This window comes from uncultured Actinomyces sp., from assembly GCF_963542285.1.
GTDB lineage: Bacteria > Actinomycetota > Actinomycetes > Actinomycetales > Actinomycetaceae > Pauljensenia.
In genome coordinates this window covers 157839-182030 of the sequence record NZ_CAUTWQ010000002.1, presented here as the reverse complement: position 1 = coordinate 182030, position 24192 = coordinate 157839, and the positions used below count along the sequence as shown (strand labels likewise).

At 56.8% G+C, this 24192-nt stretch carries 17 protein-coding genes; 15 read left to right on the top strand and 2 right to left on the bottom strand.

What is annotated here, in order from left to right; translation table 11 throughout:
• The first annotated feature begins 53 nt into the window (after positions 1-53).
• From RW023_RS01930 to RW023_RS01915, 4 genes are all read left to right on the top strand, one after another.
• Entirely contained in the window at positions 54-791 is a 738-nt protein-coding gene (locus RW023_RS01930) for a phosphoglyceromutase (RefSeq protein ID WP_009408451.1), read from the top strand.
• A 249-nt stretch (positions 792-1040) separates the two neighbouring features.
• Complete coding sequence (locus tag RW023_RS01925; protein WP_156334706.1) at positions 1041-1583, top strand: CarD family transcriptional regulator; 543 nt, start codon at positions 1041-1043, stop codon at positions 1581-1583.
• Positions 1580-2356 carry a 2-C-methyl-D-erythritol 4-phosphate cytidylyltransferase gene (locus RW023_RS01920; RefSeq protein ID WP_315579635.1) on the top strand — a complete coding sequence of 259 codons (777 nt, stop codon included), beginning with the start codon at positions 1580-1582 and terminating at the stop codon, positions 2354-2356. The genes RW023_RS01925 and RW023_RS01920 overlap by 4 nt, the downstream gene beginning before the upstream one ends.
• Before the next feature lie 90 nt (positions 2357-2446).
• The gene (locus tag RW023_RS01915; protein ID WP_315579634.1) at positions 2447-3829 is read left to right on the top strand and encodes an MFS transporter; all 1383 of its coding nucleotides are present in this window, start codon (positions 2447-2449) and stop codon (positions 3827-3829) included.
• Between the two features lie 72 nt (positions 3830-3901).
• On the opposite strand, the gene ispF is transcribed toward RW023_RS01915, so the two are convergent.
• A complete protein-coding gene (gene ispF / locus RW023_RS01910; protein WP_315579661.1) occupies positions 3902-4405 on the bottom strand; it encodes a 2-C-methyl-D-erythritol 2,4-cyclodiphosphate synthase in 504 nt (167 codons plus the stop codon).
• A 127-nt stretch (positions 4406-4532) separates the two neighbouring features.
• Between ispF and thrC the strand changes: the two genes are divergently transcribed.
• The 3 genes from thrC to rlmB all read left to right on the top strand — a co-directional run bounded on the left by thrC (position 4533) and on the right by rlmB (position 8632).
• Entirely contained in the window at positions 4533-5987 is a 1455-nt protein-coding gene (gene thrC, locus RW023_RS01905) for a threonine synthase (protein WP_315579633.1), read from the top strand.
• 70 nt (positions 5988-6057) lie between these two features.
• Positions 6058-7521, top strand: a complete 1464-nt coding sequence (cysS, locus tag RW023_RS01900) for a cysteine--tRNA ligase (RefSeq protein ID WP_315579632.1) — start codon at positions 6058-6060, stop codon at positions 7519-7521.
• A 124-nt stretch (positions 7522-7645) separates the two neighbouring features.
• Positions 7646-8632, top strand: coding sequence for a 23S rRNA (guanosine(2251)-2'-O)-methyltransferase RlmB (rlmB, locus tag RW023_RS01895; protein ID WP_315579631.1), 987 nt, complete (start codon positions 7646-7648; stop codon positions 8630-8632).
• A gap of 70 nt (positions 8633-8702) precedes the next feature.
• Here the strand turns inward: rlmB and RW023_RS01890 are convergent, their stop codons facing one another.
• Positions 8703-9308 carry a hypothetical protein gene (locus RW023_RS01890; protein WP_315579630.1) on the bottom strand — a complete coding sequence of 202 codons (606 nt, stop codon included), beginning with the start codon at positions 9306-9308 and terminating at the stop codon, positions 8703-8705.
• Between the two features lie 77 nt (positions 9309-9385).
• Here RW023_RS01890 and RW023_RS01885 point away from each other — a divergent pair, with 77 nt between their 5' ends.
• The 8 genes from RW023_RS01885 (at position 9386) to RW023_RS01850 (ending at position 24157) form a co-directional block, all read left to right on the top strand.
• Positions 9386-9883, top strand: coding sequence for a DUF456 domain-containing protein (locus tag RW023_RS01885; protein WP_315579629.1), 498 nt, complete (start codon positions 9386-9388; stop codon positions 9881-9883).
• A 160-nt stretch (positions 9884-10043) separates the two neighbouring features.
• Positions 10044-11330, top strand: coding sequence for an adenylosuccinate synthase (locus RW023_RS01880; protein ID WP_315579628.1), 1287 nt, complete (start codon positions 10044-10046; stop codon positions 11328-11330).
• 258 nt (positions 11331-11588) lie between these two features.
• Positions 11589-12743: a hypothetical protein gene (locus tag RW023_RS01875; protein ID WP_315579627.1), complete on the top strand. Its 1155-nt coding sequence runs from the start codon at positions 11589-11591 to the stop codon at positions 12741-12743.
• Between the two features lie 77 nt (positions 12744-12820).
• A complete protein-coding gene (locus RW023_RS01870; protein ID WP_315579626.1) occupies positions 12821-13426 on the top strand; it encodes a heme-binding beta-barrel domain-containing protein in 606 nt (201 codons plus the stop codon).
• Entirely contained in the window at positions 13427-14602 is a 1176-nt protein-coding gene (locus tag RW023_RS01865; protein ID WP_315579625.1) for a folate-binding protein, read from the top strand.
• Between the two features lie 74 nt (positions 14603-14676).
• Positions 14677-15108: a D-aminoacyl-tRNA deacylase gene (gene dtd / locus RW023_RS01860; protein ID WP_291458866.1), complete on the top strand. Its 432-nt coding sequence runs from the start codon at positions 14677-14679 to the stop codon at positions 15106-15108.
• Between the two features lie 190 nt (positions 15109-15298).
• Positions 15299-17764, top strand: a complete 2466-nt coding sequence (locus RW023_RS01855; RefSeq protein ID WP_315579624.1) for an ATP-dependent Clp protease ATP-binding subunit — start codon at positions 15299-15301, stop codon at positions 17762-17764.
• A 312-nt stretch (positions 17765-18076) separates the two neighbouring features.
• Entirely contained in the window at positions 18077-24157 is a 6081-nt protein-coding gene (locus RW023_RS01850; RefSeq protein WP_315579623.1) for an Ig-like domain-containing protein, read from the top strand.
• Positions 24158-24192 lie beyond the last annotated feature (35 nt).

Below are 24192 nucleotides of genomic sequence, written 5' to 3'. Positions count from 1 at the left end.
CGCGTGACGCAGGTCCCGTGACACATATGCGAAAAGAATGAAAGAATATGTGCATGACCTACAAACTGGTGCTGCTCCGCCACGGCGAGAGCGAATGGAATGCAAAGAACCTCTTCACCGGTTGGGTGGATGTTCCGCTGTCGGACAAGGGCCGCGCGGAAGCAACCCACGGTGGTGAGCTCCTTAAGGAATCCGGTGTTCTGCCGGATCTCCTGTTCACGTCGATGCTGCGTCGCGCGATTATGACCGCGAACCTGGCACTTGACGCTGCCGATCGTCACTGGATCCCCGTTGAGCGCAACTGGCGCCTCAACGAGCGCCACTACGGTGCGCTCCAGGGCAAGAACAAGAAGGAAATCCGCGACGAGTACGGCGAAGAGCAGTTCATGCTGTGGCGCCGTTCCTTCGATGTGGCTCCGCCCGCAATCGAAGCAGGTTCTGAGTTCTCGCAGGATCAGGATCCCCGCTACGCCGGTGAACCCGTTCCCATGAGCGAGTGCCTCAAGGACGTCATCGCACGTCTGCTGCCCTACTGGGATGAGACCATCGTTCCCGCGATCAAGACCGGCAAGACCGTGATGATCGCCGCGCACGGCAACTCCCTGCGCGCGATTGTCAAGCACCTGGATGAGATCTCCGACGAAGACATCGCCGGCGTCAACATCCCCACCGGCATTCCGCTGGTGTACGAGCTTGACGAGGAAACCCTCAAGCCCGTCAAGAAGGGTGGCACCTACCTGGATCCCGAGGCCGAGGCGAAGATCGCAGCGGTCGCCAACCAAGGTAAGTAATTTCTGCAATAGGCGCGGCGGTTCCGGATTCCGGGACCGCCGCGTTTGTGTTTTGTTGAGATCGAGCTGTTCTTCTAGAAAGCGGTCCCTCGAGAAAATTGACCGTGAGTTTGATGGGCAGGGCTTTCCCATCCCACGTTCTAGTCCCACGCGCGTCTGTGCACAGCTGTTCACCATTCAAAGGCGCAGAAAGTGCGTGAACTGATAGAATATAGACCGCAGTTCAGCTGAAGCGCAGGAGTTTCTTCTATGTCATTTGAGATCGGTCAGACCGTTGTTTATCCTCACCACGGCGCCGCGAAGATTGAGGAAATTTCCACCCGCGTTATTCGCGGCGAAGAGAAGACGTACCTGACTCTGCGCGTAAGCCAGGGTGACCTCACCATTCAGGTACCCGCCGAAAACGTTGATCTTGTCGGTGTGCGTGACGTTGTTGACGAAGATGGTTTGGAGACGGTGCTCTCGGTCCTGCGCGCTCCCTACATTGAAGAGCCCACAAACTGGTCGCGTCGTTTCAAAGCCAACCAAGAGAAGATCGCGACTGGCGACATCGTCAAGGTTGCCGAGGTTGTTCGAGATCTTACTCGCCGTGATGATCAGAAGAAGCTCTCGACCGGTGAGAAGCGCATGCTGACGAAGGCTCGTCAGATCCTCAGCTCTGAACTTGCACTTGCCCGCGATATCGATAAGACCGCTGCGGCTGCGCGCCTCGACGAGGTCTTGGCTGAGGGCTACGATGAGTCCCTCGCAATTGCGGATGACCTCCCGGAAGAAGACGCGGAACAAGAGTGACCTCAACATCCCCGGCTCAGGTTTTCGCGGTTATTACTGCGGCCGGATCGGGTACGCGCTTGGGCTCAGATCGCCCGAAAGCGTTGGTTGACCTCGACGGAATGTCTTTGGTCGAGCGCGCGCTCAGGAGCCTCCATTCTGGTGGCGTTGATTGTGCTGTTGTGACAGCACCTCCAGATCACTTTGATGAGTTCCGCGCACTTCTTGATTCTGCTGAGTTTCGTGATGTTGTCCGCGTTGTTCCGGGTTCCCCCCTGTCCAGGCAGGCTTCCGTCGCGGCTGGACTCGAGGCGCTTGCCCAAACAGCGGCCGCTTTGAGCGATGACAGCCCCGTCTTGATTCATGATGCAGCCCGCCCTCTGGTTTCTCCTCAGCTGGTTTCTCGCGTGATCGATGCTCTTCGCGCGGGCGAGCAGGCGGTGATCCCAGGCCTTGCGGTGGCGGATACGCTGAAGAGCTTCCATGAAGTTCCCGAGGCCACGGCAGGGCAAGTGCGGGGCGCGCGCTATGTTGATGCGACGGTTGACCGTGCTGGTTTGGTTGCAGTTCAGACTCCGCAGGGTTTCCCCTGGAAAGTTATCCGTGAGCTGCATCGGCGTGCCGCGACCTCGGCGAATAGCGAAGCCACAGCGCTTACTGATGATGCCGGGCTTGCTCAGCAGGCGGGAATTCCCGTTCGCATTGTTGCCGGTGAGGGGCGCGCATTGAAGATTACGACGCCAATTGATCTGGTTTTTGCGCGCGCAATCCTTGCTGAAGACGCTCGTGCGTGACGACCCTTACTTGTATTTTTTCTTTTTCGTTGCTTCTCCGTGATAGTTTCACTGTTAGGCCTACGGTGGTAGGCGCATAAGGAGTGAACAATGAGTGAATCGACGACCCCCCAATCGATGGCACCTTCGGCGAAGAAGAAAACATCGATTCTGACGAGGCCGGTCATTGAATGGGCTTTGTGGGACTGGGGTTCGGCAGCATTCAATGCTGTTGCAACGACTTTCGTCTTCTCGGTCTATCTGACCAGTGATGGGACTTTCACCGATAAGGGAACCGCTAGTGATTACCTTTCGTGGGGTCTTTTTGCTGCGGGCATCATCATTGCGCTTCTCGCACCGATTACCGGTCAACGCGCTGATCGCCGCGGAAAAGGCGGTCTTGCCTTGACAGTGTTCACGATCTTGGTCGTTATTTGTCTGGCACTAATGTTCTTTGTCGCTCCGGAAGGACCTTTGGGGCGGCGCGGAGCCCTCTTCCTCGGCATTGCGCTTTTGGGCATTGGCAATATTTTCTTCGAATTTGCATCGGTCAATTACAACGCGATGCTCAACCACCTCTCGACCAAAGAAAACATGGGCCGTATTTCCGGTCTGGGATGGGGATCGGGATATGTCGGTGGCATTGTTTTGCTGCTGATTCTGTACGTTGGACTGATCAGTCCCGAGGTTGGATGGTTTGGCATTACCCATGCGAATGGATTGCACATTCGCGTCTCAATGGTGATTGCTGCAGCGTGGATGCTGCTGTCTTCGCTGCCTTTGATGCTTCACCCCGTCAAGCCCCGGCATATTGATGAGCACCACGGTGAGCACGAAACTCTGTGGGATTCTTACCGAAAGCTGTGGAGCACGGTGAAGTCCCTGGCGAAGGAATCGCCGCACACGCTGTTCTTCCTTGCTGCCTCTGCCGTGTTCAGGGATGGTCTTGCGGGTGTATTCACCTTCGGCGCGATCCTTGCGGGAACAGCCTTCGGCTTCTCATCTGGCGAGGTGATTATCTTTGCGATTGCGGCAAATGTCGTCGCAGGAATCGCCACTATTGCCATGGGTGCCTTGGATGACATCATCGGACCGAAGCGGCTTATTGTGATCTCGCTGAGCTGCATGGTGATTGCGGGCATGAGCGTCTTCTTCTTGCACAATGGCGGAAAGATAATTTTCTGGACTTTCGGTCTGGCGCTCTGCGTTTTCGTGGGTCCGACTCAGTCTGCATCACGATCTTTCCTTGGACGCATGATCCCGGAGGGACGTGAAGGTGAGGTCTTCGGGCTGTATGCGACGACCGGTCGTGCAGTGTCCTTCCTTGCACCAGCGATGTACGGCATCTTTCTGGCGCTTGGTCGTAATTGGACGCCCGCCGGTGCGGACTACACCTACTGGGGAATCCTTGGCATCATCTTGATCCTTGCGTTGGGATTGGTCATGACACTCTTCGTTCACCCGGCAAAGGCAAAGCTGGATTCTCTGAAGTAGTTCTTGAGCATGCGTGAGGAGAGCTTGGGCTCCGCCTTATTTTTGCGCGTGAAACTCACCTGAAGTGCGCTGTTACTTGCGATAGATCAGAGCCGTAGCACTTGCAGCGATACCTTCACCCCTGCCAGTGAACCCGAGGCCGTCAGTTGTCGTTGCCGAAACAGAGACGGGGGCCCCAAGAATCTGGCTCATCGCCTGCGAGGCTTCTTCGAGGCGTTTCATCATGCGCGGACGCTTTGCAATGACTTGAACCGTGACGTTCCCAATGAACCAACCGGCATCTGCCAGCATTCGGCGGACTTCTTGAAGAAATGCCTTCCCTGACGCTCCTGCCCATTCGGGGCGATCGGTTCCAAAATTTGTTCCGAGATCTCCCAGTCCTGCGGCGGCTAAGAGCGCGTCGCAGGTGGCATGTGCAGCAGCATCGCCATCCGAATGCCCTTCAAGAGGGATTTCTCCTGGCCATTCAAGGCATGCAAGCCACAGCGTTTTATTCCCGAAATCTGACTGCGGATCAGCAAATGCATGGACATCAATTGCTTGCCCAACCCGGTAGGGGAAAGGAAGCGAAGACATTTCACTCATGCCAGTAGCCTAAATCGCCTGGCGGGCATTTGCGTCTACTTTCTGGTTCTCTCCCCAAAGCGTCTCAGATGAAACGATTCACCCTTCTCGAGCCTCCCGCTCACGGTAGGGTGAGAGCGTGCGTTACATTTCGACCAGAGATCCTCAGGCCGCTTCCGCCTCCTTCTGCGATATTTTGCTCGCAGGTCTAGCGCCGGACGGTGGGCTCTACCTGCCCGAAACATACCCTCAGCTCAGCGCTGAGCAGCTCAATCGTTGGCAGGATGTGCTCACTCAGCACGGCTACGCCGCGCTTGCTGCTGAGGTACTGGCGCTCTTTATCGATGACATTCCGCGTGAGGATCTCGATGGTATTTGCGCTCGCGCATACCGCACCCCCGTATTTTCGGACCCCGAAATTGTGCCGGTTACGTGTGTGAACGCAGAAGAAAACCTCTGGCTTGCCCACCTGTCTAATGGCCCTACGGCTGCATTTAAAGACATGGCAATGCAGCTTCTTGGTGAGCTATTCGAATACGAGTTGGGACGACGCGGGGATTGGTTGACCATCGTTGGTGCAACCTCGGGTGATACCGGAAGCGCTGCGGAATACGCGCTCCGAGGCCGCTTAGGCCTCAGCGTCGTCATGCTTACTCCCGCCGGACGCATGACTCCCTTCCAGCGCGCACAGATGTTCTCCCTCCTTGACGACAACATCGTCAATGTTGCAGTTGATGGCGTCTTTGATGACTGTCAAGATCTTGTTAAAGCCGTCAACATCGATGCCGACTTCAAACAGCAGTGGCATATCGGTGCGGTTAACTCCATCAATTGGGCCCGTTTGCTGGCACAGGTTGTGTATTACATTGCCTCCTGGCTGCGCATTCGCCTTCAGAGCGGCAAGCCTGACCTGCGCCTCAATGTCGTCGTCCCCAGTGGGAATTTCGGCAACATCTGCGCAGCGCATATTGCCCGCCAGATGGGGCTTCCCCTTGAGTCTCTGGTCGTTGCTACAAACGAAAATAACGTTCTTGAGGAGTTCTTCCGAACGGGCGTATACCGGGTTCGAAGCAGTGAAGATACTCTTGCGACCTCCTCACCTTCGATGGATATCTCGAAGGCATCGAACTTCGAACGTTTTATTTTTGATCTTCTTGGTCGGGACGCGGCCCGTACGCGCGATCTGTTCAACCACGTTGCCACTCAGGGATATTTCGACCTTTCTCGAACCGAAGAATTCGCACAACTTCAGCAGAACTTCGGCTTCCTTGCGGCCTCGTCCACTCACGCAGATCGGCTGGCCCAAATTCGGCGCACCTGGGAGGAATCGCACTACCTCTTGGACCCACACACCGCCGATGGGGTGCAGGTTGCTCGCCAATTGCGCGAAAAACTTGAGGGTCCCGTCGCCGTGATGGAGACTGCGCTTCCCGTGAAGTTCGAAGCAACCATTGTCGAGGCCGTTGGTTTCGTCCCACCGGTACCGCCCCGTTTTGCAGATATTGAAGGGCACGAGCAGAGGGTTGTTGAATTGCCTCGCGACGTTGATGCCTTGAAAGAGCTTATTCAGAGCAAGGTCAAGCCAGGGCGCTAATTTCTTCGTTACACGGTCCCGGAAGCCGAACCGGTCTCCAAATGAAGGTGGCACCCTTTACCATGAAGGTATGAGCCTTCACCTGTACGATTCGAAAACCGCACGCTTGCAGCCACTGAATCCAGTGGTGCCCGGACATGTGGGAATTTACCTGTGTGGTGCAACCGTTCAGGGTTCTCCTCACGTTGGGCATTTGCGTTCTGCGGTCGCTTTCGATTCCTTGATTCGTTGGCTTAAGCGCAGCGGTCTTGAGGTGACCTATATCCGTAATGTCACGGATATTGATGACAAGATCCTTCGCAAGTCTGCAGAAGCTGGCGTGCCCTGGTGGGCATGGGCGCAGCGCTATGAGCGTGAATTTACTGAGGCTTATCACAAGCTTGGTGTGGTTGACCCCACCTATGAGCCGCGTGCGACCGGACATATCCCAGAGCAGATTGCTCTGATCCAACGTTTGGTGGATCGCGGTCACGCGTACAGCGACGGCGCAGGAAACGTCTACTTCTCGGTCGCCTCGCAAAAAGACTATGGCTCGCTCACCCACCAGCGTCTTGAAGACATGCGCACGACTGAAGATGAATCGCAGATTGATTCCGCGACCGAGGCCGGGAAGAAGGATCCGCGTGACTTTGCCTTGTGGAAAGCCGCAAAACCAGAGGAACCTGTAACCGCCTCGTGGGATTCTCCTTGGGGGAGGGGTCGCCCGGGTTGGCACCTCGAATGCTCTGCGATGTCGTATCGCTACTTGGGTGAAACCTTTGATATTCACGGTGGCGGAATCGATCTGCGCTTCCCTCACCACGAAAATGAACAGGCACAATCGCACGCTGCGGGATGGGATTTTGCGCAGTTGTGGGTCCATAACGCCTGGGTGACTACCAAGGGCGAAAAGATGTCGAAGTCTTTGGGGAATGTCCTTTCAATTGAGACTCTGACACAGGATTTCCCCGCTGCTGCAGTGCGTTGGGCACTTTCAACGGTGCATTACCGCAGTGCCATCGAGTGGGGGCCTGACACTCTTCCGGATGCGAACGCAGCATGGGAAAAGTTTTCGACTTTCGTCACTCGCTCGATCGAGGCCGTTGGTGCAGCAAGTCCGGAAGAACTTCAGCTGACTCCAGCTGAGCTCCCCGAGGCCTTCACGCAGGCAATGAACGACGATCTCAATGTTGCTGGTGCACTCGCCGCAATTCACGAACAGCTCAAGCTGGGCAATATTGCCCTAGCAGATGGTGATGCTCAGGTCATTAAACGCCAGCAAATCCTGGTCCGCTCCATGCTCGATGTGCTCGGGCTGGATCCGGCATCTCCCCAGTGGGCACATACTGGGGCGGGGGTATCGGCCTCGGCAGAAACTGCTGAGGACCCGCAAAAGCATGCGCTTGACGTGCTTGTCGGGGCACTGCTTGAACAGCGTGCTCAGGCGCGTGCTGATAAGGATTGGTCTACTGCCGATCAAATCCGTGATCGACTGGCCCAGGCCGGTGTTCAGGTTGCGGATGGAAAAGACGGAGCTACCTGGAGCCTTGGATAGTTCGGCCGGCTCGCGGAGGTGGCGAGCATGCGGGTGCGAAATCGATGAAGGCGCGCCCTAGCCGCCCCGATGCTGAGCTGACACCGTATGCTTGTCTCAGTTCACGACAAAACAAGGAGACACGATGGCTGGAAATGATGGACGTCGCGGCGCCGTAAGGAAGCCTGGCTCGAAGAAGGGCCCGAAGGTCGGCACCGGTGGTCACTCGCGCCGTCGCCTCGAAGGTAAGGGGCCAACCCCCAAGGCCGAAGACCGCACCTACCATCCCGCGTTCAAGCGTAAGAAAGCACGTGAAGCTCGCGAGGCCCAGGAAGCCGCAATCGCACGCGCTCGCGCGAAATCCTCCATCAAGATCGCTGAGGGCCACGAGCTGATCGCCGGTCGCAATCCCGTTGCCGAGGCCGCGCGTGCGGGAGTGCCCATCGAACGTGTCTTTGTCCTTGACAACGTGAAAGATGACCGCGTTGAGGAAGTTGTCCGCCTGGCCTCGGGACTGGGCGCACCCGTCTACGAAGTGACGCGCCGCGACCTAGACGTCGCAACTGACGGTGCGGTCCACCAGGGCGTTGCCATCGAAGTGCGTGGTTACGAATACCGCGACGTTGAGGATCTCATTGCAGATTCTTTGCAGCAGCTGGATATCCCGCTCCTGGTAGCTCTTGATCAGGTCACCGATCCGCATAACCTGGGCGCTGTCTTGCGTAGTTCCGGTGCATTCGGCGCTGATGGTGTGATCATCCCAGAGCGTCGCAGTGCGGGTGTTAATACCACTGCGTGGAAGGTCTCGGCCGGTGCCGCAGCTCGCGTGCCCGTTGCACGCGCCACGAACCTTGTCCGTGCACTGGAAGACTGCAAGAAGGCCGGGTTCTTCGTCGTTGGCCTCGATGGTGGTGGCGACACTGAACTGCGCGACCTGAAGTTGGCGGATGGCCCGCTGGTCGTTGTCACCGGCGCTGAAGGCAATGGCCTTTCTCGCCTCGTTCGCCAAACCTGCGATCAAATCGTTTCAATTCCGATTGCTTCCTCGGTTGAGTCCCTGAACGCGGCAGTTGCGACGGGAATTGCCCTTTACGAGGTCGATTCGCTTCGTCGCGCCCGCGCAGAAAAGTAGCGAGAGTAGCGAAAATAGCGCTCAATGGGAACAACACCCCCTGCCCTAAGACTTGGCTGGGGGTGTTTTCTTAAATCTTGCCCTTGCGGCGGCGCTTGACATCCCTGCGGATGCAGTAGATGTTTTGCGTCTCTAAGAAGTGGTCTTTCGGCAGGTCGTCGGCGTAGAAATACGTTGCGCCCCCGCGCAAAAAACCAGTGTTTCGGTATTCCTCTTCGAACTGGTGCAGGGTCACATACAAAACATCGTTCAGAATCGAGTCATTTTGCGCGATGATGTCGCTTGGGGTGCAGTAAAGCTCAGTAAAGAACTCGCCCTCTGCGGACGCGCGGCGCGCAGCAATCACTAATCGATTCATCCCTAGCATCGAGCGCTTGAGCTTTTGTGGGAACAAACGCGGCATGAAGTTCACCCAATCATCAGTAACTCCAGACCACAGCCACTCTTTGAGGTCTGATCCGATGATGATCTCGGTCCCCGTCCAGCCGTGAAGGGCAAGCTCTTTCCGATAGCCGGGAGTTTCTCCGCGCGTGCCGAAACGATTCCAAAAGTCAAGGCAGCGCCCCACAGCGTGCTCAGGTGACTCATTGACCGGGTACATCGCTGAATAGCGAGCGACCGACGTTGTAAGAAAACCGGGATGTTTATTGGGATCTCGGCGTTTAATGAAACCCATCGTTCACTCCTTCGCTCGGGGCACTCAGCCAATCATGCCGTAAAAGATTCTCAATTCAAAAACGCTATGATCCATTCATGAGTCTTACAGCAATCCTCGTTATCGCTGCGGTTATTCTTTTCGGCGTCGTCGGTGCCGTTGTCCAAGTCTGGCCGTCTTCGCCCTTCGTTGGCGGCGCGATTTTGGTGTGGGCATGGATGACCGGGACACGCAGCGCATGGATTATTTTTGCTATTTCCGCTGTCATCTTGATTCTGGGAATAATCCTGAAATACATCATCCCCGCCCGGGGAATGACTAAGGCAGGAATTCCCCAATCCACCTTAGTGTGGGGAGGAATCGGCGGTTTCGTCGGTTGGTTTATTGGCCTTCCTCTGGGGCTGATTTTGGGCATGATTGCTGCCATTTTTATTGTGGAATATTTGCGTAACCAGGATACTCAGAAGGCGTGGAAGGCCACGGTTGTTGCGCTCAAGGCTTTTGGTTGGACCATTGCGATTGAATTGATTGCCGCTCTGAGTGCCGCGACATTGTGGGTTGTTGGCCTGCTACTCCAGAGTCCCGCTGCGGCCTAAGCAACGACTGGGAATAATGAGGGCGCCCTGAGGTTACGACTCAGCGGCCTCGCCTAGAAGGTCCCTCTCACCTCGCGCGATCCTCGGCTAAACTTGAATCCGTTGCGCCCTGCGCACGCAACAACTTCATACCCGCAATGCATTGAAAAACGGAGAAAACATGCCCGCCGTCATCGTTCTCGGCGCCCAATGGGGCGACGAAGGCAAGGGAAAAGCTACCGACCAGCTGGGACAACACACCGATTACGTCGTTAAGTTCAACGGCGGTAACAATGCGGGTCACACGGTTGTTATCGACGGTGAAAAGTATGCGCTTCACTTACTTCCCGCGGGAATTCTCTCCGAGGGCGTCACACCGATCATTGGCAATGGCGTTGTCGTCGACCTCGATGTTCTTTTCGAGGAACTTGCCGAGATCTCAGGCCGCGGCGTGGACTGTTCACGACTGCTCATTTCAGCGAATGCACACATCATTCCTGCGTATAACCGCCTCATGGATCAGGCGAATGAGCGTGCTCGCGGCAACAATCAGATCGGCACGACAGGTCGCGGTATTGGCCCGACCTATGCCGATAAGATGAACCGCATTGGCATCCGTATTCAGGATCTTTTCCACCCCGAGGCCCTTCGCGCCAAGGTTGAAGCCGCTCTGGCTCCGAAGAATACGATTTTCGAGGCCGTGGGCCTGCCCACCCTGGACCCCACCGAAGTGACCGATCACCTTCTGTCTTTCGCAGACCGTATCGAGCCGATGATGTGCGATGTGTCCTTGGTCGTCAATGATGCACTTGACCGCGGTGAAACCGTTCTTTTCGAGGGCGGTCAGGCGACCATGCTCGATATCGATCACGGCACCTATCCCTTCGTTACCTCCTCCAACCCGACCGCTGGAGGTGCGCTCGCGGGTGCAGGCGTTGGCCCGACGCGTATCGATTGCGTTGTTGGCGTGGCGAAGGCCTACACGACACGCGTGGGTGAGGGCCCCTTCCCGACCGAGCTTGATGATGAAGTCGGCGAGGATTTGCGTACGCGCGGTGGTGAGTTCGGTGTGACAACTGGCCGTCCGCGCCGTACCGGCTGGTTTGATGCCGTTGTCGTGCGCTATGCAGCACGCGTGAACGGTTTGACCGACCTGTGCCTGACCAAACTGGACGTCCTCACTGGTTACAAGGAAATTCCCGTGTGTGTGGGATATGAACTTGACGGCATTGTCGTCGATGAAATGCCGCCGGATCAGGTTGATTTCGCCCGCGCAGTCCCCGTTTACGAAATGGTTCCAGGCTGGAGTGAAGACATCACCGGATGCCGGAGTTTCGATGAGCTTCCCGAGGCCGCGCAGGCGTACATCCTGCGTCTTGAGGAGCTCGTGGGCTGCCGAATTTCCTCGATTGGGGTTGGTCCTGGCCGCGAGGCGACCATTATCCGTTTCCCGCTGCTGGGGGAGTAACCCTCTGCTGAGCGGTTGATTTTTCGAGGCCGACGTCGCGCCCCCAGAGTGTGGGTTGCGGCGTTGGTGCATTTTGGGCAATAAAAAGGCGCGCACCGAGCCGAAAGCGCCTGTCGGCGCGAAGGCCGCTCGTAGCGGCAGAGGTTGGAGCCCGGGGCTTAACAACTCGGTACGCACCACTGAGCATAGAACACGGCACTGGTCGACGCATTCCGTGCCGCTGAGGCCTCAACAGCAGCCATGTGGGACCATAGAGGAATGGAGCATCTTGAGCCTTCCCCTGCGAAACTGCCCTCGCGCCGCGAGCGCCAACGGCAACGCGCTGCAGCACAAGCGCAGGAAAGCGCTCAAAGTACGGGTGAAAAGCATCGATCTTCAGGTCGCCACTCACGTGAGCAAGATGCATCTCACCGGACGAGCGCACATGAAGCTCAGGAATATGACCCCACGCGTGAGCATGTGAGCACTCACACGGGGATTATTCGCATCCGACATGGAGTCCGACACGCTCCAGACACCACGCGTGTGCCCTATGCGATGAGTGAGAGCGAATCAATTAACCCCGCTCTACGTCGAGGGCTTCATACCTCTGCACTCACTGTTGCAGCTCTTTCGCTGGCAACTTTTATCCTGTGGTTCACTCCGTGGGAATCATGGGCCTGCTCATTAGTCGTCGCGCTGGCCTCGTGCTTGCTGGCCGCAGGCTGGCCCTCTCTAACCAATACGAAGGTCACGGTTCCGGCACAAGTTACCGTCGGCCTCGCCGGCTGCATTGCAGCGTTGGTTGTGACGATCAGCGCTGACTTGATGGTGGCCAGTGCGGTCATGGGCTTGGGGACGGTTGCGGTTGTCGCGGTGGAAGTCTTCACCGCCTCGACGCCGCGCGATTACTCTTCCAGCGGTCACGGTTCTTGGGCGACGCGCTCAACAACGGCCTCGTTAATGAGCTCGCTTACTGCGCTGCTTGTCGTGGTTTCGGGATCCTCGTGGGTGACGCTTGCATCTTCGCAGGGCTGGAGGATTGCGGTTCCCATCGCCTGTGTGATTGTTTCGTGTACCGTGTGGGGCGACCAGATTGGAGCGGGTTTCCGCTCGCAATCCCTTGGGGCTCTGGGTGCGGCGCTGCTTTCTGGAGTGATCGCCTCGGTAGCGGTGTGGAAACTGGGTCAAAGCGCGGATCTCAGTCCAATTGTTCTGCCCGGGCTTGCGGCCTATTCGGGACTGACAACCGCTGTTGCAATTCTGGGTATTTTCACGGGGATTGCTGTCGCCTTGGTCGTGATTGTTCTGGATGGTTTGATGGGCGATACCGAGTGGGCGCGGCCGACAATTGGTGCGATTGCGCGGGGGAGCGCGAAGTTCCTCATGGCCTCGCTACCGGTGTACATCATGTTCCGAATCGGTGGAATTTAATCGATGAGGCAAGGCGCTTCCTCCGCTGTCGGCAAACTCAGTTCGCAGATGGGGGTGTGGCCGCTTAGGCTGGAGTCATGTTCTCCATTCCAGAAAACCTGCCCCTAGAAATCGCTCCTTTGGCTTGGATGCTTGGCCCGTGGAAGGGCTGGGGAATGCTCAGCATTGACGAAGCTGATGACCAGCCGATTTATGAAGAGGCAGAAGGCACGATCTGCGGAAAGCAGATGAAGCTCGTCACGCGAATCTACTCTGCAACTGCCCGCGAAAGTATCGATCCGATTTGGGATGCGGCTCGCGGTATTGCGGCGCTGGAAGTCGGTGAACTGATGCGTGAGGAGACTTTGTACGTCTCATTGCTTCCCGGTTCCGGCGTTCTGCCCGAACCCGGTCAGTATGAAACCCGTGAAATGGTCGCGCAGGGTGCTCAAAGTGATGGTTACAGCGCTCGCTGGGTTGGTCGTTCAATGGGACCGCGCATTCAGATGGAGACTGATCTGCTGATTCGTGATCCAGAGGCCACAGATTTTGAACGTTTTTCGCGTATGTATGGTTTGGTTGCGGGCGAAATGCTCTGGGCGAATGAGCGTCAGGGAGATGACCATGAAAGTCATGTTGAGCTTTCTGGACGACTCATGCGCGTCGATGAGCTTGAGGAAACTGAGCAGAAGGATGGTGAGTAAGTGACACAGAGCGAAACGCAGTGGAAGTCTCCACTGGCGACGCTTCCAGGCGCGGTTGCCCTTGAAGACGTAGAAGGCGATGTCGCTTTTGGTGTAACTGCTCACTATGGAGATCCCTCTGGGGAACAGTGGGCCCTAGAGGCAGGTCGAGCAATTACCGACCGCCCTGACCTTGCCGTTGTTGAAGTATCAGGTCCCGATCGACTGACGTGGCTGACCTCAATATCAAGCCAGGTTTTGACGGGAATGGCTCCCGGAGAATCACGCGAACTGCTGATTATGAACCCCCAGGGGCATATCGAGCACGCATGCGGCGCTATCGATGATGGGGAAGTTCTCTACCTCATTACCGAGGCCTCTGACGCCCAAGCCTTGGCTGATTGGCTCAACTCTATGCGTTTTGCGCTTCGAGTCGAAGTGACGATTTCGCAGCGCTGGTGGTTGGTTGGAAGCATGGGGGACAGCGGAGTTTCCCAGTGCGATCAGGTTGCGCTGACATGGAATGATCCGTGGCCGGGAGTCGTCGATGGGGGAGCGGCGTATTACCAGGGGAAGCACCCGGGTGAATCTCTTGCCTTCCACATCCACCTTGTTCCAAGACAGCAGGCCCAGGAATTCTGGCGCGTGTGGAGTGAAGGTGCGCCGAAGCGTCGGGCTGCGGGAATTGCAGCATGGGAAGCAACGCGGATTGCAACGTGGCGCCCACGTCTGGGCCATGAGACTGACGCTCGCTCGATGCCGGCTGAACTGGACTGGCTGCGTACTGCGGTTCACACGAATAAGGGGTGCTACCGAGGACAAGAAGCTGTTGCTCGGATCTTGAACCTGGGGCGTCCTGCAAGGCGTATGGTCTTCCTGCAATTAGATGGTTCCAGGGGAGATCTTCCAAATCCGGGACAATTCATCGAAGTGGGTGGACGTCGTGTGGGCGTGGTGACATCGGTTGCTCGTCATGCCGATATGGGGCCGATTGCTCTTGCTGTGGTTTCGCGTGCGCTCTCACCCGATGTCGTTCTGGACTTGGATGGAATTGCAGCAGCGCAAGAACTTATTGTCCCGATCGATGGGAAGTCCTCGGTGTCGCCGAAGGAACGACCGGGCGCTGAATTGCACAATCCAGATCTGCGCCGGCCCGATGTCCCCGCACTCGGCGGTAAATCAATCGGCGGCCGGTAACAGACTAATCAGCGGAAAAATCTGCGGACAGAACACGTCTGTGGACACAACATTAAGAGCCAAGGAGCACGCTCATGCGTGGAATTTTGCAGCGCGTCACTCGCGCCTCGGTATCGGTTGATGGTGAGGTAATCGGCGAATGTCCGGGGCCGGGGGCTCTTGTCCTTGTCGGTGTCACTCACGAGGACACCCTTGAGCAGGCAAAAACTCTTGCGCGGAAGATTGCAGAATTGCGGATCTTTGAGGACGAGACATCTATTCAGGATCGCGCAGAAGAAGCCAGCGTCCTCGTTGTTTCGCAATTTACGCTCTATGGAGATGTGCGTAAAGGTCGGCGTCCCTCGTGGTCAAAGGCGGCGCCGGGACCCGTCGCCGAGCCTCTGGTCGACGCCGTTGTTGAGGAACTGCGTACCCGCGGAATCCATGTTGAGACCGGGCGTTTCGGCGCAATGATGTCCGTGGAACTTGTCAATGATGGCCCCTACACCCTAGTTATTGAGGTTTAGAGAATAGGCCAGATGCGCATCTGGAAAGACGCACTCCGTCGTGAAGGGGACCTTCGTGGAACCCACGTCAACTAATTACATCTGCCCTTGGTGAACAAACGCGCGCACGGCCTCGCTACCCCGTAGTGTGGGACTCAGTGAAAAGCAGGTCGCGTACGTGAGACTGTGACCTGAACCAAAGGGAGAAACGATGTTTGAACGCTTTACGGACCGAGCCCGACGGGTCGTCGTCCTCGCGCAAGATGAAGCGCGCAGCCTCAATCACAACTACATCGGTACCGAGCATCTTCTGCTTGGTCTGATTACCGAGGGCGAAGGCGTGGCCGCGAAGGCCTTGGAAAGCCTTGACATCAATAAGGATGCGGTCCGCGCAGCGGTCATCGACATTATCGGTGAAGGCGAGAAGCCGGTCGAAGGGCACATTCCCTTCACCCCTCGTGCCAAGCGTGTTTTCGAACTCAGCCTGCGTGAGGCGTTGCAGCTCGGCCACAACTACATTGGTACCGAGCACCTTCTCCTTGGCCTGCTCAAGGAAGGCGAAGGCGTTGCCTCGCAGGTTCTCATCAAGCTGGGTACCGATCTGAGCAAGGTTCGCCAGACCGTTATCGAACTTCTCTCCGGCTACCAGCGCAATAGCGATGACGGCCGCGAAAGCGTTGGTGTTGGTGCTTCTTCCACCGGTTCAGGTCAGACAAACTCGGCGATTCTCGAACAGTTTGGCCGTAACCTCACCCAGGCTGCCCGTGAAAACAAGCTCGACCCGGTGATTGGTCGCCGCACTGAAATGCAGCGCGTTATGCAGGTCCTCTCGCGCCGCACGAAGAACAACCCGGTTCTAGTTGGTGAGCCGGGCGTCGGTAAGACCGCCGTTGTTGAGGGCCTTGCCCAGGCAATCGTTGCCGGTGACGTGCCCGAAACGATCAAGGACAAGCAGATCTACAGCCTCGATATGGGCGCGCTGGTCGCCGGCTCGCGCTACCGCGGTGACTTCGAAGAGCGCCTCAAGAAGATCCTCAAGGAAATTCGTACTCGCGGCGACATCATCCTCTTCATCGACGAGATCCACACCCTGGTCGGTGCAGGTGCCGCGGAAGGCTCCATCGACGCCTCGCAAATGCTCAAGCCCATGCTTGCGCGCGGTGAGCTGCAGACGATTGGTGCAACCACCAGCGACGAGTACCGCAAGTACATTGAAAAGGATGCGGCTCTTGAACGTCGTTTCCAGCCGGTGAAGGTTGACGAGCCCAGCATCGAAGAGACCGTGGGCATCCTCAAGGGCCTGCGCGATCGCTACGAGGCCCACCACCGCGTCATCATTACCGACGCCGCGATCCAGGCTGCCGCTGAGCTGGCCGACCGCTATGTTTCTGACCGCTTCCTTCCGGATAAGGCTATTGACCTGATGGACGAGGCCGGTGCTCGCCTGCGTATTTCCCGCATGACCGCGCCGCCGGAGTTGCGCGAGCTGGACGAGAAGATCGCCGAAGTGAAGCGCAATAAGGAGTCCGCGATCGACGATCAGGACTTCGAAAAGGCCGCTGCTCTTCGTGATGAGGAGCAAAAGCTGACCGAAGAGCGCAAGCAGAAGGAATCCAGCTGGCGCGATGGTTCGCGCGAGGCGATCGCCGAGGTCGGCGAGGATGATATCGCCGAGGTTTTGGCGATGTCGACGGGTATTCCGGTCTTCAAGCTGACCCAGACCGAGTCTGCGAAGCTGCTCAAGATGGAAGACGAGCTGCACAAGCGCGTCATCGGTCAAGATGCCGCGGTTAAGGCTCTGGCTCAGTCGATCCGTCGTACTCGAAGCGGCCTGAAGGACCCGAAGCGTCCCGGTGGCTCCTTCATCTTCGCCGGCCCGACCGGTGTGGGTAAGACGGAGCTTGCGAAGGCTCTGGCCGAGTTCCTCTTTGGTGATGAGGATGCGCTGATCCAGCTCGATATGTCCGAGTTCTCTGAGAAGCACACCTCCTCGCGTCTTTTCGGCGCCCCTCCCGGCTACGTTGGCTACGACGAGGGTGGCGAGCTCACCGAAAAGGTCCGTCGTCGGCCCTTCTCTGTCGTCCTCTTCGATGAGGTCGAGAAGGCTCACCCGGATATCTTCAACTCGCTGTTGCAGATTCTGGAAGAAGGTCGCCTGACCGATTCGCAGGGCCGCAAGGTTGACTTCAAGAACACGGTGATCATCATGACCACCAACCTTGGAACGCGCGATATCAATAAGGGCGTGCTCACGGGCTTCCAGTCCACCGAGAACATCACTCACGATTACTCGCGTATGAAGGCCAAGGTGAACGAAGAGCTTAAGCAGCACTTCCGCCCCGAGTTCCTCAACCGTGTGGACGAGGTCGTGGTCTTCCCGCCGCTGGACAAGGAACAGATCAAGCAGATCGTGGATCTGATGATCGCCAACCTTGCCAAGCGTATGGAGGCTCAGGATATGAAGCTTCAGATCACCGACGAGGCGCGTGAGCTGCTTGCAGATCGCGGTTTCGATCCGGTTCTGGGTGCTCGTCCGCTGCGTCGTGCGATTCAGCGTGATATCGAAGATGCGCTTTCCGAGCGTATTCTCTTCGGCGATATCCTTCCGGGACAGGTTGTCACTGTCGGCGTGAAGGGAGAAGGGGCAGAACGCGAGTTCACCTTCAACGGTCAGTAAGACCGATAGTGGCGGGGCTCCTTGGATAGTTCCTTTGAGTTCTCCGTGACTTGTTGTACGAGGCCGGGCGGGGGTCTGCGAGAATTGTTGCGCAGGTCCCCGCTCGGTTTCTGTTTGATTCAAACTTGGTCTTCAGTACATACATGAATGTAATTTGTAGGAGTTTTTCCGCGAAATATCGCGGAAAAACTGAAAACAGTCAATGTGATATTTGACTTGAGTTCTTCAAATGAGGGCGGGTCGTGGGACACTAAAAGAGGCCAAATAGAAGAATAAATTCCCCTACCCATCAGCAAGAGTGGTGAAAAATATATGAAGCAGCTGCATCGTGCATCCGCATCGCGCGTTAATCGACGCCGTCTTCCGGCTGCGCTGGTTGCTGCTTTTACCGTCACCGTTTCAACTCTTGCCATCCTTCACCAGGGTGTCACGACTGCCGAAGTCGATGTCGATGATGGTGGAATTTGGGTGACAAATTCTTCGAAACGACTTGTTGGCCACCTGAACTATGATTCCCGAATCCTTGACAGTGCTCTGCGCACAAAAACGACCGAATTTGATATCGGTCAATCGGGTAATGACGTTAGCTTCACTGATAAAACAAGCCACTCGGTTGCTCCTATTGATGTTGCTCAAGTTTCTGTAGGCGCAGCGACTTCGCTACCCGAAAATGCGAAGGTAGTTCAGGGTGGATCACGACTTGCAGTCATGGATGCGTCTCAAGGTCAGGTCTGGCTCGCTCAAGTGTCTAGTCCTTCCGGTACTGCCTATACCGACGAGGGTGCGCTGGCAAGCGATATGGAACAGGGAGCTGTTGCCGTTTCCCAGAAGGGTACTCTTTTTGCCATCTCAGCCCAAGGTGGCCGTCGTATTACCGTCACCCGCGAAGGTCAATTGAACCGCCTGAAATCGCAGGATGTTGAGGGTCTTTCCGGTAACGCTGAACTGGTGATGACTGCAGTGGGTGAGCAGCCCGTTGCTTTGGATCAGCGAAATCGAGTTCTGGTTCTTCCCGATGGAAAGCTTCGCAACCTTGCCGATGATGGCATCAGCGGAAACATCACTCTGCAAGAATCTGGTCCCGAATCGTCTTCCGTGCTTCTCGCAACAGACCGCGAGCTGATCTCCATCCCTCTCAAGGGTGGAGCAGCCACGAAGATTCCGGCTTCAAATGACGGTGCATCGGGTACACCTTCGCGTCCCGTCTTCCACAAGGGGTGTGCCTACGCCGCATGGTCAAAATCCGGTGCATACGTGCGAAACTGCACTGATCCCAGCCTTAACAAACAGATGACAGTTGACTCATTGAAGTCAGCTCAATCAATTGTTTTCAGAACAAACCGCACTCGTATTGTTCTCAATGACACCACTTCGGGATCGGTATGGATGCCCGAACACGACATGGTCTTGATGAACGACTGGGATCAGATCGAATCTCAGCTTGAAAAGAAGGAAAAGCAAGAGGACTCTCCTCAGGTCACGGATCAGATCGCAGACCCAGAGCGAAAAGAGCAGAACACTCCTCCCGATGCGGTTGATGACGACTTCGGTATTCGCCCCGGTCGAACCACTACGCTTCCGGTCCTCAACAATGATTCTGATGCGGATGGAGACGTCCTGACCGCTCGTCCAGTCACCGATCCGCAGTTTGGGAAGGTTACGCGTACCCGCGGTGGGCGAGCTCTTCAAATTACGGATGTTCCCGATAACCAGACCGGCAGCACGTCCTTTACTTATGAGGCATCCGACGGTAAAGCGGTTGCCACCGCTCGCGTGAATGTGACCGTGCACCCGTGGGAGATGAACGCTGGTCCGAAGCAGCTTCGCGATCCCGGTGTCACTCTCGGCAACCGTGCTCAAATCGAGTACAACGTGTTGACTGACTGGCAAGACCCGGATGGCGACCCAATCTTCTTAGCGAATGCTCATGCCCCAGAAGGCATTGAACTTCAGTTCCGCGAGGAAGGAACCCTTCAAATCCGAGATCTCGGTGCGAGCGTGGGTGCGCACACGATCACCCTTGAGGTCTCAGACGGCCGTCAGAGTACCACTGGCACCCTCACTGTTAATGTTCAGAACCCCGGTAACTTACCTCCCGTAGCGAACGCAGACTTCTACGTCGCGCGTGCTGGTGAAGTAGCGACAATTTCCCCGCTAGCAAATGACACTGACCCCAACGGAGACAACCTGTCCCTGGTTGCTCTTTCAGTTGCGCCCGCGGGAAGCCAAATTACACCCGATCTTGAACTGGGAACGGTAAATTTCGTTGCCCAAGCTCCCGGTTCCTACCAATTCACCTATACCGTTTCCGACGGTCCTTCGACCGCTCTGGGTGTTATTCGCGTTGACGTTGTCGAGGCCGATCAGCAGGCAGTTCCCGTCGCTGAGGATGACCTCGCCGTCCTGCCCGCAGGCGGCTCCGCACTGGTTGCGCCCCTGAATAACGACTCAGATCCCGCTGGTGGCGTGCTGGTCGTCCAAAGAATTGAAGTCCCTGCAAATCTCGGCCTGGAAGTGACTCTGGTCGACCGCCATCTGTTGCGCATTACTGCCCCCGGCGGCCTCGAAAGCTCAGTGTCCTTCGACTATGTCGTCTCCAACGGTACGAATACCGCTAAGGCGCGAATAACCGTCGTTCCAACTAGCGCACAGGACACGAAGCAACCTCCCGAGTTGCAGCCAGACCGCACGCGCGTACGTGTCGGTGATATCGCCTCGGTCTCGGTGCTTGCCAATGACCGTTCTCCTTCTGGTTTGACCTTGAACGTCGACCCGAACCTCCAGTTCACCCCGAACGAGGCCGTGGGCACCCCCTTTGTGACGGGTAACTTGGTCCGTCTTGAGGCGGGGAATACTCCGGGTGTTATGCATGTTGCCTACACGGTGCGCGACAGCGCAGGGAACATGGCGACGTCAACCGTGACCTTTGAGGTTCTTCCCAAGAGCGGAACCAATGCACAGCCGCAGCCGAAGGCACTGACTGCCTGGGCTGTGAGCGGTGAAACGACCCGTATTCCTGTGCCTTTGAATGGCATTGATCCCGACGGTGACTCAGTCACGCTGGTTGGTATCGAACAATCCCCGACCAAAGGCACTGTCGAGCTCGGCGTGGACTGGCTGGAATACACCCCGGCGCCCAATACGACGGGTACCGATGTCTTTACCTACATCGTTGAAGATCGTCAGGGGAAGCAAGCATCTGCACGTGTACGCGTGGGTATTGCCCAGCCTGCAACAATCAATCAACCTCCGACGGCGGTTCCAGATACCGTTCTGACCCGTCCGAACAGGCAACTGGGTGTCGCAGTGCTCCAAAATGATATTGATCCCGACGGCGATCCAATCTCGATTGTCCCCGGTTCTCTTCAGACTGCGACCGCTGAACTAAAGCCGGAAATTCGTGGAAATTCCATTGTTTTAACGACCCCCGCGCAGGATGGTTCCTATCTGGTGTCCTATGAGGTCACCGATAACCGCGGTGGTACTTCACGTGGAACATTGACAATCAACGTCGCAAATGACGCGCTGCTCCAAGCTCCCATTGCGCGAGATGACGTTGTTGCGGCCTCGCAGTTGCCAGCAAAGGGCGGCACTGTAAAGGTGCCGGTTTTGGCGAATGATGAAGACCCGGATGGCGATGTCAACAACCTGCGTGTGTCCACGAAGGCCGCAGGCGTCGAAGTGAACGGTTCCGACTTGATCATCACTCCTCAAGAAGAGCGCATGATGATCGTCTACACGGTTACTGATGCCGACGGTTTGAGCTCCTCGGCAGTTGTTTCCGTACCTGGACTTAAGCACAACCAGCCGACAATCGATACCACGAAGGTCCCCGTCAAGGTACGTGCCGGTGAAGACGTCACCCTCGATATTTCCGACTACGTCATCGTTCGCGAAGGACGCAGTCCGCGTATCACCAATGCCGCAACACTTCGTCCTTCTGCCGGCATCGATCAGGGAATGACCTTGAGCGACGAGCGGCATGTGAGCTTCCACGTGAATTCAGAGTGGTCGGGGAAGTCGTCCTTCTCCTTCGAAGTCTCTGATGGAGCTGCGGGCGATGACTCAGCGCTTACTGCGACCTTGACTCTGCCCCTGAAGGTAGAAGCCACGCAAAATCAGCCGGTTTCCTTCATTCCTACCGCGATTAGGGTGGCTGCCGGAGAGGAAGCAACTGCCGTTGACCTCGCGCAGATGGTACGTGACCCAGAAGGTGCAGACCCAGCGGGCTTTAAGTACGACATTTCGAACCTTCCCGAAGGCGTTGCAATCAGCCTCGACGGACATATCCTGCGCGTCCGAGCTGATGTTGATCGTCCAAAGGGTTCTGTCGGCTCGGTAACCGTCAGTGTTGATGACGGTGCGGGTGCAGTAAGCGGTCAGATTCCGATCACTGTTGTCGCATCTACCAGACCACTGATTCAGGTCTCGGATGCGCTTTTGGAAGCAGCACGTTCGGGTGGTCTCGAGGTCGTTGATTTGACGCGCTACACGATCAATCCCTTCCCTGAGACGCCAATCCGCATTGTTGGGGCATCTATTCAGATCGGTGAAGGAACCGTTGACCCCCAGGGAACGAACCTTAATATCACTCCTGCGGTTGGTTTCCGTGGACAGATGACCGTCCGCTATCGCCTGATGGACGCAACGGGCGACCCTGACCGTATCGTTGAAGGCACGGTGCGTTTGGTGGTCCGTGACCGCCCCGATGCTCCGACGAATGTCTCACTGACTGCGACCGGCCCGGGCAGCGCGCTGGTGACCTTCCAAGCGGGTGCTGATAACGGTGCAACCATTACCGGTTTCACTGCGACGGACCGCGCAACGGGCCGTAGCTACCCCTGCGAGTCAGGCTCGTGTGAACTGAGGGGTCTTGAGAACGGTCTGCGCCACTCCTTCACCGTTGTTGCGCATAACGCGGTCGGTACCTCAGATCCTTCGGCAGCCTCTCCCGAGGTCCTCATCGATATGCGTCCCGAAGCGCCCTTGGCGCCTACAGTTGAGCCCGAAAACGGTGCAATTGTCGTGAGATGGACGCCCCCGACCAACCAGGGTTCCGCGATCAAGAACTACACGCTTTACGTGTACGAAAACGGCGGTGCACGTCAGATTGAGGTCCCAGGCGACGTCACTGAATGGCGCGTCGATGGATTGCGTAACGGCCAGACCTACTCTGTCGCAATCTCTGCGAAGAACGGTGCAGAAGAACCTTCACCGACCTCGCAGAACTCCGCGAAGGTGACACCCTTTGGTCCTCCGGATCGCACTGACGGAGTCCGCGTCGAAAACGTTGGTGGACAGGGCAATACCGGACGCGTTCGTTTCACGTGGACAACACCGCGTACAAATGGCGCGGAAATTACTCGCTACACCATTGATGTCAACGGTCGAACCGTTGGTGAAGTTGGTGGGGATCGCAATGACTACGTTACCGATCTTCCCGTGGGTGAGAACTACCGTGTGAAGATTCGCGCGTACAACTGGAAGAACGACAGTTCAGAATCCGATGAAGTCGCCTTCCAGGTCTTCACCTCGCCCCTCAACCCGAATGTGGGTTCCTTCTCCTCGACACCGACTGGTAACCACGGCATGACGAAGGTCAGTGGCCTCTCCGTCAATCCTGGACAGGGCTTCAATAGCCGTAACCTCCACCTCGAGTGGTCACACAGCGCCGGAGGCCCATGGAGCTCCGTGACTAGCGGTGAAACCATCAATATTGGTTCCGATGGAGATGTCCAGATCTTCATTCGCCAAGTTGGCAACGTCAATGGTCAAGAGGTTGCTGGTGGCGCGGTTCCTGTGACCGCAAAGGCGCTTTCTGCCCCCACGAAGCCGACCTATACAGTTGCGGTTCACGAGGGAAGCGTGACGGTGAGCTGGAATGCGAACCCGCCGGCTGGATATCTTGCGCCCGATCAAGTTGTGGTCTGGCAAAGGGTCGGTGGCGTTGAGACTGAAGTTCCTCAGGGAGCAGTTCTCAATGGCAGCGCAACGATTACCGCACCCGCTGGTTCGGCAATTGAGGTTGGTGTGGGTGCCCGTAACTCGCTTGGAACGACGTGGGGTACCTTGGCTGGAACCGGAACCGACACTGCGAAGATCAACGTGATCGGTGGTTTCGGCGGCACGACAAGCCAGTGCACAAGTGCAAACGCGCGTGGCGCGGATGTCAACCAGTGCCAGATGGTTTATCTGACGCTTCCCTCGACTTGGGCCAGCGATGCGCTCCCCATGAAGTGCACGATGTGGGATGATTTCTCGCAGTCCAATTGGACCTTCACACCTCGTGGTTCTGCAGGTGCCTCTGTTGAAACCGGTGTGCGACTGAGTAAGGACAACTCGGGTAACCTCCCCATTTTGCTGCATCGTATTAACTGTTCGGTGGGACGATAAATGATGATTCGCCCACGTCACGCAACCGGATCCCC